The organism is Paenibacillus sp. AD87 (assembly GCF_001659845.1).
Lineage (GTDB): Bacteria > Bacillota > Bacilli > Paenibacillales > Paenibacillaceae > Paenibacillus > Paenibacillus marchantiae.
Map to the genome: position 1 here is coordinate 4,641,127 of NZ_LXQN01000007.1, position 14,858 is coordinate 4,655,984.

Genomic DNA, 14,858 nt, shown 5'->3' on the forward strand with positions numbered 1-14,858 from the left:
ATGTTAAGATAAATTCAACAACAAAACACACAAAAAGTTAGTAACTTTCTTAACGGAAATATTATAAACAATAAATTAGCCACCAGGAGGAATTTAAAATGCAAATTAAAGGACTTCACCATGTATCTGCACTGACCGCACACGCCGCTGAGAATTATCGGTTCTACACCAACGTCATGGGTTTGAGATTGATCAAAAAAACAGTCAATCAGGATGATGTTTCGGTCTACCACCTCTTCTATGGAGATGAAAAAGGGAATCCGGGTACCGAACTTACCTTCTTTGAGATTCCGATGGCCGGACAGACACGCGAAGGCGTGAATAGTATCTCAGCCACATCACTTCGTGTTCCTAGCGATGCAGCCCTGACGTACTGGCAACAGCGTTTTGACGAATTCGATGTTCCTCATGGAGAAATCACTGAACGCGGTGGGCGTGCCACTCTCTCGTTTACGGACTTTGAAGGACAACGTCTGATTCTGGTTTCTGATGAACACAATACAGGTGTTGCAGGGGGCAAACCTTGGGAACAAAGCCCTGTACCTGTCGAGTATGGCATTGTAGGCTTAGGCCCAGTCCATCTTACCGTTAGAGATGCGTCCCTTACCGCTCCAGTTCTTACTGAACTGCTCGGCTTCCGTCAAAAAGGAACCTATCCTGCTTTTGTCGCAGGCCAACCCGATGTACTCGTCTTCGAATCCGGTGAAGGTGGAAATGGCTCTGAGGTGCATGTCGAAGAACGAAATGACCTTGCCCAAGAACGCCCTGGACGAGGCAGTGTGCACCATGTTGCCTTCCGCGTCGATAATGAAGAAGAACTGAAACAATGGGTAGAACGGGTTCATAATTTCCGATTCCCGAATTCCGGTTTCGTAGACCGTTTCTACTTCCGCTCCCTGTACTTCCGTGAAGCCAATGGCATTCTGTTCGAGCTGGCAACCGATGGTCCCGGCTTCGACACGGATGAAGAATTGGCTCATCTTGGAGAGTCCCTGGCATTGCCTCCATTCCTTGAAGGTCGCCGTGCAGAGATTGAAGCGAATCTCAAACCGCTCGATACAGTAATTCGCTAACCTGATCATACGTCCCAAAAGAACAAAAAAACGATTATCACTATGCCAATCCGGAACAACCATCCGGCTGATGCATAGGCGATAATCGTTTTTAATATCTCGTTTATTTTTTGGTTAAATATGAGGTCGTCAACGGAACAAACAGGGAGGCACCCGGGTCCTCATCAACTATTTCAACAAAGATGGCATCCGTGTCTGCAACATCCACGTCTACCCCAACCAATCCGTCTTCAGGAGCAAGCGATACCGTCTTGAGCGTTGTATTGTTTTCGTCCATAATCTCAAGCTTCTGTGAACCGCCAAGAACAGCCAAATCGAGATGAAGCTTGGCATACTTTTTCTGGGTCATAACTTGGAAGCTCTTGCCTTGCTTGGCTGTGTCGGTATGCAGGTAAACATCTTTGTAATCTTTGCCTTTGTACGCCGTTTCGGCCGGATCTTTGGTATGCCAGTCCGAGGTGCCCAAGGCTGCAGTTCCCAGCGAACTTAATGTCAGCTTGCCGGTTTCGGATGGCGGTGCAGATCCATTACTGCTGCCAATGTTAACGGATGATGTTGCGCTGTCATACGTAATTTCTGTACCGAGCAGTGTGCCGACTGCACGCACTGGCAAATAGGTCGTTCCGTTGTAAGTAATCGGCAATACCGTTTTCCCATTGGCATCTTTGGCTGTTACCGTTGTCCCATTTAATTTCAGAGATATCTTGCTGTTTAAATACGCTTTGATCGGTTCCAGACCCGTTGCTGCGAGTGCGCCAGTGCCGATGCCGAGAGTTAGTGTACCCACCATTAAGCCCAATACAACCTTCTTCTTCATGAATGATCCCTCCTAAAGTATGAAATAGATGAGTTCCATCCTTTATACATTTAAACGACTAAAGTGTTTGTGTCAACCATTTCATGGTAAATCTCTGAAAAAAAATTCGATTTTGGATAGCACAAAGCGAGGCTAAAGGTTCATCATTTTTTTCAGCCTCACCCGTTTCCCTCTGTCAGTTCAGACCATGGGGACATATTTTTTTATCATTGTTCTCAGCTATTCTGCGTTTCTCTGATTACTTCCGTTCAATCAAAAGATTCATAGTACTCATCTTCATACTCTTCCGTGCTGTATTTCAAGTCCACAGCCTGCCACTCGCCATCTTTATAGTCATAGGCAAAGTTCAAGTCACCGTCATATAAACCCATACCGTATGCACCGGATGCCGACACAACCAACTTGCCATTCTCCACACTGTAATAAACAACACCGCCGAACTTGAGCTGCTCGTTATACACGCCCTCGCTCGTGTCTTCCTCCATCAGGGAAGGTTCTGAATGAACACCATCAACGGTAACGTTGATCGTCACCTGACCTGGTGTAACACTGACTTTCGAATTTACATGCTGCTTCACAATCTCATCCAGTGATTGCATTTTCATCTCTTCCAGCGTTTCTGGATCGATAATATGTGCTTCACCCAGATAGATGCCTGTACCATGACCGGCTGTAAACAACACAACAATCTCCTTCTTGCCATCTCCATTCAGATCCAGTTCGTGCACTTCGGGTTTGTAGGATCCGCCTTCTCCTTGCCATTTGCTGAATTCACGTTTCTTGCCGTTCACTTCCAACACCATTCCGTTATATATATATCCTGAACCTTCGACTTTCATGGGGTATAGTCTTACATTCTCATTTTCCGGAGCAACCGAAACGTACTCTCCCTTAACAGGAATCGATTCCTTCGTTGTAAACGCTGCTTCATTCATTGTTTCTATATTGGAAGCCACGACCGCTGAGGTCTGGCTGGATTGATCATCTATGTTAAGCTGTTTTTGCGATTCATTCATGGTTCTGGCAGACGAGGTTGTACTAATCGTCGCTACCGCCAAAATAATCATCAGCAGGATACCTGTCCAAGTTTTCAATATGCTGGGCTCCTTAATCTGTAGTGGAATACTACCATTATATCTTCATTTATCGCCCAAGCGTTGCGAATTTGTTAATGTTTCATAAAAAAATCTTTACATATTTCAGTTTTTACGAAAGAACGTTCGGCTTTAACCATAATAAGCAAAAAAACACCCCGGAAACAGCTCAAGGCTGCATCCGAAATGCTTTCGTTTTATCCATTAATCGATCTGTTAACTGTCTCAGCTCTTCAGCCGAGGATGAAATCTCCTGCATAATTGCCGTCTCTTCATGTGCCGCATCCATAATCCGTCTTGCCTCATCCGAGAAAGATCCGGCTTTCCCTTGAATCTTTTTCACATGACCGTGCGTTTGTTCCACGCGGCTGGTCTGTTCCCCAATTTTGGATCCGATTTCATGAGCGCCCTTCATAAACACTTCTACCGTACCTGTAAGCTCGTGCAGTGTCTGATCAACAGAGATCGTGCGCTCGGATTCGTTCACTACGAGACCATGCTGTTCATGAATCAGTTGGGCTGTATCCTTGATACGCTGCTGAACACGGCTGATCAGCTCATTAATCCGATGCACCGATTGTTTACTCTCATCTGCCAGCTTACGAATCTGCTGGGCTACGACAGCAAATCCTGCACCCTCTTCTCCCGCACGCGCAGCCTCAATGGAAGCATTCAGGGCAAGCAGCCCTGTTTCCTCTGCAATGTTTTTGACGGACTGGGTAATGGCTTCAATATCCGAAGCTTCCTTCTCAAGCAACACCATGATGTCCCGGGAACGGTTGTGAGATTCCGTCAGCTCGTCCATTCCTTTCATCAAAGAAGAGAAGGTCTGCTTCGTATGATCTACCGAACGTTCCATCTGGCCGGACATTTCTGTCATCCCGATCGACTGACTGTGCATGCGCTGAAAATCGTTCAACATCTCATCCGCTGTAATCAACGACTGATGTGATGTCGTCTTCTGCTCTTCCACACCCACAGCAATATGATCCACCGCATCAGACATCATCTCGATCTGCTCCGCTGCCTGGGCGATTGCTTCGCTAAGTGACTGAGCATTCTGTGAGGTTGTACGTGTACTATCTGTAATATCGTTTACAATACTTCTCAAATTGAAAACCATTACGCGAAAAGCATCATATAATACAGTAATTTCATCCTGTGTTCGCCGCTCTGGAATCTCGGCCGTCAAATCCCCCGATGAGACTTGTTGTGCCGCACGGGACAAGTGCACAATTGGACGAGTTAGCCAACGAGAGGCAAACCAGCCCAGAATCGCGTTCCAGCATACGCCCATGATGAGTACGATAGAGATATACAACCAGCTTGGCATGGAGAACGAGAGCCAATCCTGAAGGAAAAATATAAAAAAGCCGCTAGTTCCGTACGTAATCAGTGAAATCAGTACCAAACCTGCGACGGTTTTTGCGCCTAAAGTCCATTTCATATTCACACCTCATAGTCCTTTTTTCCTATTTTACCAATAGATAACCAAATTACATGTGATTTAGATCACTGAAAACGACAAATTAACCCCCATCTTATTCTTCATGCATGACTTCTCCTCTAAGTGGAGCATAATTGATAAGACGAGTTTTGACTGACTGAACCTTTAATCTGCCAAGGTGATATCCTTAATTTAAATTATTTATCGGCAAGTAGGGTGAAATGATTTAGCTTGGCATCCATTTTGCTTAAATGATATACTGAGTGCGCTTCGGCATTGCCGGAGCTGACCTATTTTTGGATGCCACTGGAGGCGAACGAAATGTCTACAATGTCCACAAGGACGGAGAAAGATTTTATTGGAGAAAAAGAAATTCCTGCTTATGCTTATTACGGAATACAGACGGTTCGGGCTGTAGAGAACTTCCCGATTACCGGCGTTCCTGTGCACCGGGAACTGATTACAGCTCTGGCTGCGGTGAAAAAGGCTGCGGCAATCACGAATATGGAGCTGAAGATGCTGCCACGCAAAATTGGCGATGTCATCGTCATGGCTGCTGAAGAAATGATGAAAGGCCATCATCTGGATCATTTTATTGTTGACTCCATTCAGGGCGGTGCAGGCACCTCCATGAATATGAATATGAACGAAATTCTGGCCAATCGTGGACTGGAACTGTTATTGCAGAACAAGGGTGACTATTTCCACTGTAACCCGAATAACCATGTGAACATGTCCCAATCCACCAATGACGTGATCCCAACTGCACTGCGCATTGCTGCGTATCGGTTGTCGGAAACGTTGCTTGATACGATGAAGCGTTTGCAGGATGCGTTCCGCAAAAAAGAACAGGAATTTAACGATGTAGTCAAAGTAGGCCGGACACATCTTCAGGATGCTGTGCCTATTCGACTTGGACAAGAGTTCGGTGCCTATGCGCGTGTTATCGGACGTGATATTGAGCGTCTGGAGTTCGCAAATCGCCGCCTGCTCACCATTAACTTGGGTGCGACGGCTGTAGGTACAGGTCTCAACGCGAAACCCGAATACATTGTTAAAGTCACGGAGCATCTGTCCGATGTGACAGGATTGAATTTGCAAACGGCCGAGGATCTTGTGGATGCCACACAGAATACGGATGCCTATCTGGAATTGTCGGCTGCACTGAAAGTATGTGCTGTCAGTCTGTCCAAAATCTGTAACGATATTCGTATGATGGCTTCTGGCCCACGCGCAGGATTCAATGAGCTGCGTCTTCCACCGCGTCAGCCAGGTTCGTCCATTATGCCGGGCAAAGTGAATCCGGTTATGGCGGAAGTGATCAATCAGGTATCCTTCCAGGTTATGGGAAATGACCATACGATCTGCATGGCCTGTGAAGCTGGTCAATTCGAATTGAACGTCATGGGCCCCGTTATTGCGTTCAACTTGCTGCAATCGCTGAAAATCATGAATAATGGTATCGACGTCTTTACTCGTTATGCTGTTGAAGAAATGGAAGCAAACCGTGAGCGTTGTGCATTGATCATGAAGCAGAGCTTTAGTGTAATTACAGCGCTCAATCCACATCTGGGCTATGATGTGGCAGCCTCCATTGTGAAGGAAGCGTTGAAGACCGGAAACACCTTGCAGGAGATCATTCTGGAACGAGGTCTACTGACACCGGAAGAACTGGAAGAAATTTTGCATCCGGAGCAGATGACTACTCCAGGTATTGCAGGTGAGCACTTCCTGCACAATATGGAACGGTAGTAAGCTGTTTAAGTTCCACTAATAAATATTTACATGGACACTCCGATGATAGAACAACCTCTTGATCGCTGTTAAATCGGAACGAATAACCCCCGCAGACCGTTACCACGGCTCGCGGGGGTTACTTGTTTAGGATATATAATGAAGGCAAACGTCATTCATGCCCAGCGCTTCCGTTCAAGTGAAGGCAAAATCTGAAGCTCTTCCCTGTATTTCGCGACCGTTCTACGGGAGATAACGATGCCTTCATTCGCGAGTAATGTGGTAAGTTGGCTATCCGAGTATGGGCGTTCCGCGCGTTCAGAACGAATCAGCTCTTTCAGTCTGAGCTTCACCGCCGGCGCAGAGGCCATTACTCCGTTCGTTGTTTCAAGACCTGATGCAAAAAAAGCCTTGAGTTCAAAGACACCATGCGGTGTCTGAACATATTTGCCATTGACCGCACGGCTCACCGTCGACTCATGCATGCCGATGGCCTCGGCAATGATCGCCAGATTTAGCGGCTTCAAACCGGCAGGTCCTTCACGCAGAAAAGATTCCTGTTCGCTCATGATCGCAGCTAGGACACGCATCAGAGTTCGGCGACGCATGCGCACACTGCGAATGATCGCTCTCGCCTCTGCTGCCCGGCCTAACCATACCTCATCAGCATCAATCTCCTTGATCCAGCGACAACAAGCTTCGTTCAGGGATACCCGCGGCACACCCGCTGAATTTAAACGTAGAGAAAGTTCATCATTCCTTATCTGCACAACGGCATCCGGAATAATATAATGTGGACGTTCCGTACAACCGATGGATCTGCAAGGTTTCGGGTCTAGACAAGCAATATAGTCATAGGCTGCCTGAGCCTGCTGCGAAGAAATCCCTAGTCTTGTTCCTGCTCTGCCTGGGTGGAAACGAACCAACTCCTCCAGACCTTTCGCCACCATGTACTCCGCATGCTGGTTAGCTAATGGATCACTCCTAATCTGAAGCAACAAGCATTCACGCAAGTTGCGCGCTCCCACACCTGCCGGGTCCAGCGACTGGAGAATGTCCAGGGCTGCTTCAGCCTCAGGCATCGATATTCCCCTTGCCGATGCAACCTCATTCAATTCCATCGGTAGATAGCCATCATCGTTGACACAACCAGCCAAATATACAGCTGTTGTCTCCATTGCAGGTGTAAGATTCTGCAACCGAAGCTGAGATATCAACAGATGTTCAAGTGTAGGTTCGGCACCTTTCATCTGTAACAGCGGATCATAAGAGGAGAACCTCTCCTGATTCAACCGTCGGGGAAGATGGGTGCGCAGGGTAGAGGGCTCTTCTAGCTCAAGCACCGGATTTTCATCCGCCGCCTCCTGCAAATAACGAGTCAGCTCCTGTCCCGACAAGGTCAGCAGATGAATGGATTGCTTCATCTCCGGCGTAATGGATAATCGAATACGCCCCTCCTGCACCAACTGAAATCCTAACATCCGTCTCCCCCCTTAAGCGCTGCTCAAGCTACTCCAGTATACTGACGAACAAAGACTATTTCAGGAAATGATAGCATAAAAACCAAGCGATTACAGCGGGCCCAGACCCAATTTTCAACTAATATTTCTCGGATACCAACTTCGCTTGGGTGAACAGCAGCAAGTAGTCCCTTCCTCCTGCCTTGGAATCTGTTCCCGACATGTTAAATCCGCCAAATGGATGTGTACCCACCAGTGCACCTGTGCATTTACGGTTAAAGTATAGATTCCCCGCAAAAAATTCCCGTCTGGCTTGTTCCAGATGTTCGCGATTGCGAGAGATCACCGCACCTGTCAGTCCATAATCGGTATTATTGGCAATATCCAGTGCATCCCCGAAGGATTCTGCCTTGATAAAGGCCAACACCGGTCCAAAAATCTCTTCCTGTGAAATCCGCGCTTGCGGGTCCACATCAGCAATAATGGTCGGTTCAATGAAGTAACCTGCCTCGTTCCCTGTACTACCACCGAGTACAAGGCGTCCTTCACCCTTGCCTATTTCAATATATTCTGTGATCTTGGCATACGCCTTGTCATCGATAACCGGACCTACCTGATTTCCGACTTCAAGCGGGCTGCCCATGCTCAGTTGCTTGGTTCGTTCAATCACTTTTTGCAGTACCTCGTCATATACATCTTTATGAATAATGGCACGGGAACACGCAGAGCACTTCTGTCCCGAGAAGCCAAACGCTGAAGCCGTGATGGATTCCGCAGCCAATTCCAGATCACTGTCGCTATCTACAACAATTGAATCCTTGCCACCCATTTCAGCAATCACCCGTTTAATCCATTTCTGACCCGGTGCGGTGCGTGCTGCACGTTCATTGATCCGCAGACCGACATCTCTGGAACCTGTAAAGCTGATAAAACGGGTGAGCGCATGGTCCACCAGATAATCGCCAACCTCACTGCCCGGTCCTGGCAAATAGTTCACTACGCCATCCGGCACACCCACTTCTGCAAGCAGCTCCATGAATTTGGCGGCAATAACCGGTGTTGTGCTAGCTGGCTTCAATACAACCGTGTTGCCAGATACCAATGCAGCAGAAGTCATGCCTGCCATAATCGCGAGTGGGAAGTTCCATGGTGGAATTACAACCCCCACACCAAGCGGAATATAACTCAATTCATTATCTTCGCCTGCAATTCGTGTGAGCGGCTGTGGTTCACTCAGACGCTGCATCTCACGGGCATAAAACTCCATAAAATCAATAGCTTCGGCTGTGTCCGCATCCGCTTCTGGCCATGTTTTACCTGCTTCGTACACCATCCAAGCGGAGAATTCATGCTTACGACGCCGCATGAGCGCCGCCGCTTTGTACAAATAACGGGCACGTTCATTCGGGTCCGTATGTTTCCAGGTGCGAAATGTTTCCGCAGCCGTTTGGATGGCCTGCTCGGCAAGCTCTTGATCGGCCTGATAGATCTTTCCGACGATCTGATTTTTGTACGCAGGATTTACGGAGGTTACCGTGCGGGCGCTCGTTATTTTTTGCCCCCCAATAATAATAGAGTATTCCTGGCCAAGTTCAGCCTCCACCTTGCGAAGTGCGTTCTCAAAAGCTTCCCGGTTGGCCGGGACTGCAAAGGATGTAAATGGTTCGTTAACAAAAGGGATATTCATGAATGATTTCCTCCTTCAGATGTGGGGGTTCGCTGGCTGTTTGCCTGAATTGCCATGCATTTTACTCATCACCCAATATATGTAGCAAGATCCGTGCCAACTCCGGTTGATGAAGGAATATTTTTTGAAAATAAATGTTTTTCTTCAAAATAACCGCCCGTTTTCTTCTATGAGAACAATCTTGGCATGATTATTGCTTGATATCTTTGTTATAAAGAAACATGATCCATAAGGAGGAACCCCGATGAGTATCGGAACCGAAATGTACCGTAAAACGCTGCTGACCGTCGCAGGTAATAAAGCTGTGGAGAATCTCTCCATCAAATACGGCAAAAAGCTGGCTGGCAAGTTTATCGCAGGCAACACACTGGAAGAAGCTCTCGAAGAGATTCGGGTACTCAACAACAAAGGCATTATGGCTACACTGGATCATCTGGGCGAGGGCATTACCCATTTAAGAGAAGCCGCGTTGTATCGGGATGAGTATATACGTCTGGTGGAAGGCATTGCCCGTCAGGGTGCAGACTCCAATGTCTCGCTAAAACCAACCCAAATGGGACTCGCGCTGGACCCTGAGGAAGGTTATCGAAATATACGTGCGGTTGCCACCCAAGCGAAGCTGCATAATCTGTTCGTCCGGATCGATATGGAGGACAGCCCGTTTACCCAAGCGACTTTGGATATTGTGCGCCGTTTACACTCTGAAGGACTGGATAATACAGGTACGGTACTGCAAGCCTACTTGCATCGTACCGTGGAAGATACACGTGATATGATTCGGGAAGGAATCCGGCTGCGTCTGGTCAAAGGTGCCTACAAGGAACCTGCATCCGTAGCTTATCAGAACACTTCAGAAGTCATCGATCAATTCAAAACGATGATTCGCAATCATCTCGATCAGGGGGTATACACAGCAGTTGCATCACATGATGACCATATAATTGCCTGGACCAAGCAATACGCGAAGGATCGGGGAATTTCCCCGGATGCGTTTGAATTTCAAATGTTGTACGGCTTGCGCATGGGCGAACAGGAACGCCTGGCCAGAGAAGGCTACCGTATTCGTTGTTACGTGCCCTATGGAACCATGTGGTACCCGTATTACACCCGCCGTCTGGCCGAGAAACCCGCAAATCTCTGGATGGTGGTCAAAAATATGTTTAGATAATTTCCCGGCTGGACTCCCTTATATAAAATGCAATGATAAAAAAAAAAACCATGCTGCCACTTTCTTTCAGGGCACATGGTTTTTTTGTATACACAGTATTCCAGAGCATCCAACTTTTCTTCTCTCTGGTTCATCTCTTAATGTCTAAAAAATGAGCATCCCCAATTTAAAATGTCTATTTTTTTGGACACTACCCTTTTTGTGTTCTTGCGTGGACTCCGCTCATTCAGAGCCTAATTGTTCGAAACCTACTAGGCGATGGGCGTCTACCAGCTCACCCGAAGATGTTTTCCCCCACACGGAAACCTCGGTCTCATTGGCAGCCGCACCTGTGATGGTGAACACGAATTCATAAGAAATGAAATTAGCACTATAATTCCTCGTTAATACTTGGTTGGGCAAAACTTCGATCAACTCACTGACATACATCGTTCTCTCTCCGTTCAAGATGTAACCGTAAATCTGAAGAGCTGAACTATTGACCAAATCCCTGTTCACAATCCTCACCGTTACAAAACTCGAAGGATTCACACCAAGAACTGGACTATTGTCAATGGGGCCGGTTGATAGAACAGTCATACAATCCCCTCCTTCAGGCAGCCTATTCCCCATTTTGCTTCAGAGCTCACAGCTTGAGTTAGCTGCTCAATTGTTGAATAAGAATAGACGCATTGGCATTGATCTGTGATCCACCTGCCAGAGTTTGCAGATCAACAGCCGATGCACTTGAATGATTTCGTAATGTCAACACATCACCGGGAGCGGCGGTGATAATAATCATTCCTGGATTCGGTTGAGTGCCAGCTCCTGAACCATAGACACTACCGCCTACAGGGGCTCCGTTTTGATAAAGGGTGAATTGGTTTGCCTGAACGCCTGCAACGATGAAGAATATCGCATAGTCCCCAGCATTACCAATAATAATTCCAGCCGTACCCGGTGTATGAGTAATGTTAGTAAGGTTTTCATTGCTATCGAAGGTTATATCCGTCTCGGTAGCTACGGACTGAGTTGAAGTATTAAAAATGTAGCCATAGGACGACAAACCTTGCCCTGTAGAACCCGTGGCTCCTGTTGCTCCTGTAACACCAGTAGCTCCAGTGACTCCTGTTACTCCGGTAACTCCAGTAGCTCCCGTTGATCCCGTCACTCCGGTGCTGCCTGTTGCTCCTGTCACTCCAGTAGCTCCCGTTGATCCCGTCACTCCGGTGCTGCCTGTTGCTCCTGTCACTCCAGTGCTTCCTGTTGATCCCGTCACTCCGGTGGCTCCTGTTGCTCCCGTCACTCCAGTGGCTCCGGTTGCTCCCGTAACCCCAGTGTCGCCTGTCACTCCTGTTACTCCGGTGGCGCCTGTTGCACCCGTCACTCCGGTGCCACCTGTTGCTCCCGTCACTCCGGTGGCTCCGGTTGCTCCGGTTGCTCCCGTCACCCCGGTGCCGCCTGTTACTCCCGTCACTCCAGTGGCGCCTGTTGCACCCGTAACCCCAGTGTCGCCTGTCACTCCTGTTACTCCGGTGGCGCCTGTTGCACCCGTAACCCCGGTGTCGCCTGTTGCACCCGTCACTCCGGTGCCACCTGTTGCTCCCGTCACTCCGGTGGCTCCGGTTGCTCCCGTCACCCCGGTGCCGCCTGTTACTCCCGTCACTCCAGTGCCGCCTGTTGTTCCCGTTACTCCGGTGCCGCCTGTTACTCCCGTCACTCCAGTGCCGCCTGTTGTTCCCGTTACTCCGGTGGCGCCTGTTGCACCCCTAACCCCGGTGGCGCCTGTCGCTCCTGTAGCTCCAGTTACACCTGTTGTGCTCAGGGTTTCACCCAACAACTCCTGGGATACCAATCGATGAGCTGTGACCAACTCACCTTCGGCGTCTTTGCCCCATACGGAGATTTGCGCTTCCGGGGCAGCGAGGTCTGCTGTGGAAAATATAAACTCGAACGCATCAAAATTTGCACTATAGTCTTTGGTTATGACCTGATTGGGCAACACATTAAACAGTTCTTCCACATATAACGTTCTGACTCCATTGAGATAGTAACCCAAAAGAAGAACGCTATATACATCTATTGAATCCCGATTATCGATTTTGACGGTGACGAATTGAGTGGGACGGGTACCAGTTACACCTGAAATATTATTTTCAATAGGGCCGGTTGATAGAATGGCCATTTCATCAGCCTCCTTTTTATTTTTCTTCATGCGCATTGAGCCTTCGTATAGCATTATTCAGAAGTTTCTTAATGGTGTGGACAATTTATGTTCTATATTAATAATCACTTAAACAGCCCGGTACTGGGTGAGAGATAACAGTGTAGTTCACTGTTTCTAATGTTAGTTTTAATAACTCATATCTCACCTGAAATTTTAATTCGCCCATTTTAATTAACAATTATTCCTAAACCGCAAAAATGAAAGCGCATAACAAAAATAATAAATCGATACCCCTCTCTTCTGCGCCGATATCATGTATGCTTCATGTCAAAAAATATATACACACTTCATTTGGAAAGCTATAATATGGGTAACTATCATCCCCACAATCATTTCATCTGGGGGCCGCTTGTAAGCAGCTCGTGCAACAGGTATAGTTTTCGAAAGTTATGCCCTAACTGAGGTGATATTGATGAAACATTTACTTCCAGAATTAATGACCTTATTACGTACAAATATGAGTATCCTGGATTCGGGCCTTTCCATGCCCGTTATCCCTTCAACCACTGGGCTGGCAGACGCCATCCCCCTTTTCAATACCAGTCCTTACCTGTTAGTGCAGGATGATGGACCTCTATTGGGCTATATCGCTGTATCCGATGTTCTAGAAGAAATAATGCATGCCCATCGGCTTATGGAGGCTTATTTCGAGACAACACTGGAGACAGCAGGCTCAGCTCTAACATTGATTAATGAAGAAGCAAAGGTGACCTACTGGACATCGGGTGCGGAGCATGTTTTTTCCATCAACAAAAAAGATATCATTGGGAAACCGGCAGCGGATTTCTTTCCCCCGGATCGCCTTCAATCGCTCAAAACGTTATATACAGGGGAAACCGTGTATCGAAAGCAGCACCAGCCAAGGCCCGATCTATTCGCCCTGATTAATGCACGTCCAGTGCAACTCGATGGACGTATTGTAGGCGCGGTTGCTGCTGAAGTGGATATAACAACTGAAATACGTCTGCATCAAGAGTTATTACATATGACATCCAAAGTCCAGCATCTGGAGAAAGCCGTTGCCCGTCTGCGCCCGAATTCCGATCCGTTTGCCAGAATCAAGGGTAGCAGTCCGGTAATCAACCATTGTCTGGAGACTATTCGCAAGATCAGTACTACCTCAGCTACCGTGCTCATTCTAGGAGAAAGTGGAACGGGCAAGGAGCTATTCGCCAAAGCCATTCATGACCTGCGTGAACCGCAGACAGCTCCATTTATTGCCATTAACTGCGGAGCTATTCCTGGTTCATTATTTGAAAGTGAGTTATTTGGCTACGAGAAAGGTGCATTTTCAGGGGCTGATCCCAAAGGAAAAAAAGGGAAAATCGAATTAGCCGAAGGCGGTACGCTCTTTTTGGATGAAATAGGTGAAATGCCGCTGGAGCTTCAGGTGAAGCTGTTGCGTGTATTGCAGGAGAAAAGTTACTTCCCTGTCGGTGGAACACGCATGAAACAGGCAAGCTGCCGAATTATAGCCGCAACCAATCAGAATCTACTGGGCATGATTGCCCGCAACCAATTCCGGGAGGATCTCTATTATCGACTGAATGTCATTAATCTCGTTATTCCTCCCCTGCGTAAGCGCAAGGAAGATATTTACGAGTTGACGCAGACCTTCCTGCAAGAGTTTTCCTTGCTCTATAATCGTCATATTGAACTGGTTCCTCCGGAGGTGTTCAAGCTGTTATTCCAGTATGACTGGCCGGGTAATGTACGGGAATTAAGAAATGTGATTGAGCGGATCACCATTCTCACCACGGATGGCGAGGTTAAGCCTGAATATCTCCCTGACACCTTCATTTCATCCATTGATCAGGCACAATCCATATTGAACGAGACAGTGCAGCTTCATCCACAGCCTGGCCTGGAATCAGGCTCGTCTCGTTTACCTGGCAGCTCGGACCCAGCTGTTTCAATACATGAAGGAGAACAAGACGAGTCGCAAGATACTTCCACCCTATCTTATCAGGAGCAGTTGGACACCTATGAGTCGGAACTGCTGCTGCAATATCTGAAAGCCGCCGGAGGTAACAAAAGAACGCTCGCCCGGCAGCTCGGTATCTCCAGAGCAACGCTCTATAACCGCATGAAGAGGCTCGGTCTATGACCAGCCTCTTCTTGTCGTTATAATGAATGATACAGAGAATTGTTAAGCCTCGATGGAGAAGGTTG

At 47.6% G+C, this 14,858-nt stretch carries 11 protein-coding genes; 4 read left to right on the forward strand and 7 right to left on the reverse strand.

Annotated features, from left to right (window positions below; genetic code table 11):
• Positions 1–98 precede the first annotated feature (98 nt).
• On the forward strand, positions 99–1,073 hold the full coding sequence (locus gpAD87_RS20525; protein WP_064640266.1) for a ring-cleaving dioxygenase: 975 nt from the start codon (positions 99–101) through the stop codon (positions 1,071–1,073).
• A gap of 103 nt (positions 1,074–1,176) precedes the next feature.
• Here the strand turns inward: gpAD87_RS20525 and gpAD87_RS20530 are convergent, their stop codons facing one another.
• The 3 genes from gpAD87_RS20530 to gpAD87_RS20540 all read right to left on the reverse strand — a co-directional run bounded on the left by gpAD87_RS20530 (position 1,177) and on the right by gpAD87_RS20540 (position 4,431).
• Positions 1,177–1,890 carry a stalk domain-containing protein gene (locus gpAD87_RS20530; RefSeq protein ID WP_064640268.1) on the reverse strand — a complete coding sequence of 238 codons (714 nt, stop codon included), beginning with the start codon at positions 1,888–1,890 and terminating at the stop codon, positions 1,177–1,179.
• A gap of 248 nt (positions 1,891–2,138) precedes the next feature.
• Entirely contained in the window at positions 2,139–2,984 is an 846-nt protein-coding gene (locus gpAD87_RS20535; protein WP_064640270.1) for a hypothetical protein, read from the reverse strand.
• A gap of 169 nt (positions 2,985–3,153) precedes the next feature.
• Entirely contained in the window at positions 3,154–4,431 is a 1,278-nt protein-coding gene (locus tag gpAD87_RS20540) for a methyl-accepting chemotaxis protein (protein ID WP_064640271.1), read from the reverse strand.
• A gap of 321 nt (positions 4,432–4,752) precedes the next feature.
• On the opposite strand from gpAD87_RS20540, the gene gpAD87_RS20545 reads away from it, so the two are divergent.
• Positions 4,753–6,183 carry an aspartate ammonia-lyase gene (locus gpAD87_RS20545; RefSeq protein WP_063564614.1) on the forward strand — a complete coding sequence of 477 codons (1,431 nt, stop codon included), beginning with the start codon at positions 4,753–4,755 and terminating at the stop codon, positions 6,181–6,183.
• A 158-nt stretch (positions 6,184–6,341) separates the two neighbouring features.
• Here the strand turns inward: gpAD87_RS20545 and rpoN are convergent, their stop codons facing one another.
• Positions 6,342–7,646 (reverse strand): RNA polymerase factor sigma-54, encoded by a 1,305-nt coding sequence (gene rpoN, locus gpAD87_RS20550; protein ID WP_064640273.1) that lies wholly within the window; start codon positions 7,644–7,646, stop codon positions 6,342–6,344.
• A 118-nt stretch (positions 7,647–7,764) separates the two neighbouring features.
• Positions 7,765–9,312 carry an L-glutamate gamma-semialdehyde dehydrogenase gene (gene pruA, locus gpAD87_RS20555; protein WP_064640275.1) on the reverse strand — a complete coding sequence of 516 codons (1,548 nt, stop codon included), beginning with the start codon at positions 9,310–9,312 and terminating at the stop codon, positions 7,765–7,767.
• Positions 9,313–9,556: 244 nt separating this feature from the next.
• On the opposite strand from pruA, the gene gpAD87_RS20560 reads away from it, so the two are divergent.
• Positions 9,557–10,480, forward strand: a complete 924-nt coding sequence (locus gpAD87_RS20560; protein WP_064640276.1) for a proline dehydrogenase family protein — start codon at positions 9,557–9,559, stop codon at positions 10,478–10,480.
• A 222-nt stretch (positions 10,481–10,702) separates the two neighbouring features.
• Here the strand turns inward: gpAD87_RS20560 and gpAD87_RS20565 are convergent, their stop codons facing one another.
• Together gpAD87_RS20565 and gpAD87_RS20570 are read right to left on the reverse strand one after the other, a co-directional pair.
• Positions 10,703–11,059, reverse strand: coding sequence for a hypothetical protein (locus gpAD87_RS20565; protein WP_064640278.1), 357 nt, complete (start codon positions 11,057–11,059; stop codon positions 10,703–10,705).
• Positions 11,060–11,117: 58 nt separating this feature from the next.
• Positions 11,118–12,644, reverse strand: coding sequence for a collagen-like protein (locus gpAD87_RS20570; protein ID WP_064640280.1), 1,527 nt, complete (start codon positions 12,642–12,644; stop codon positions 11,118–11,120).
• Between the two features lie 454 nt (positions 12,645–13,098).
• On the opposite strand from gpAD87_RS20570, the gene gpAD87_RS20575 reads away from it, so the two are divergent.
• Entirely contained in the window at positions 13,099–14,793 is a 1,695-nt protein-coding gene (locus gpAD87_RS20575; protein WP_064640281.1) for a sigma-54 interaction domain-containing protein, read from the forward strand.
• Positions 14,794–14,858 lie beyond the last annotated feature (65 nt).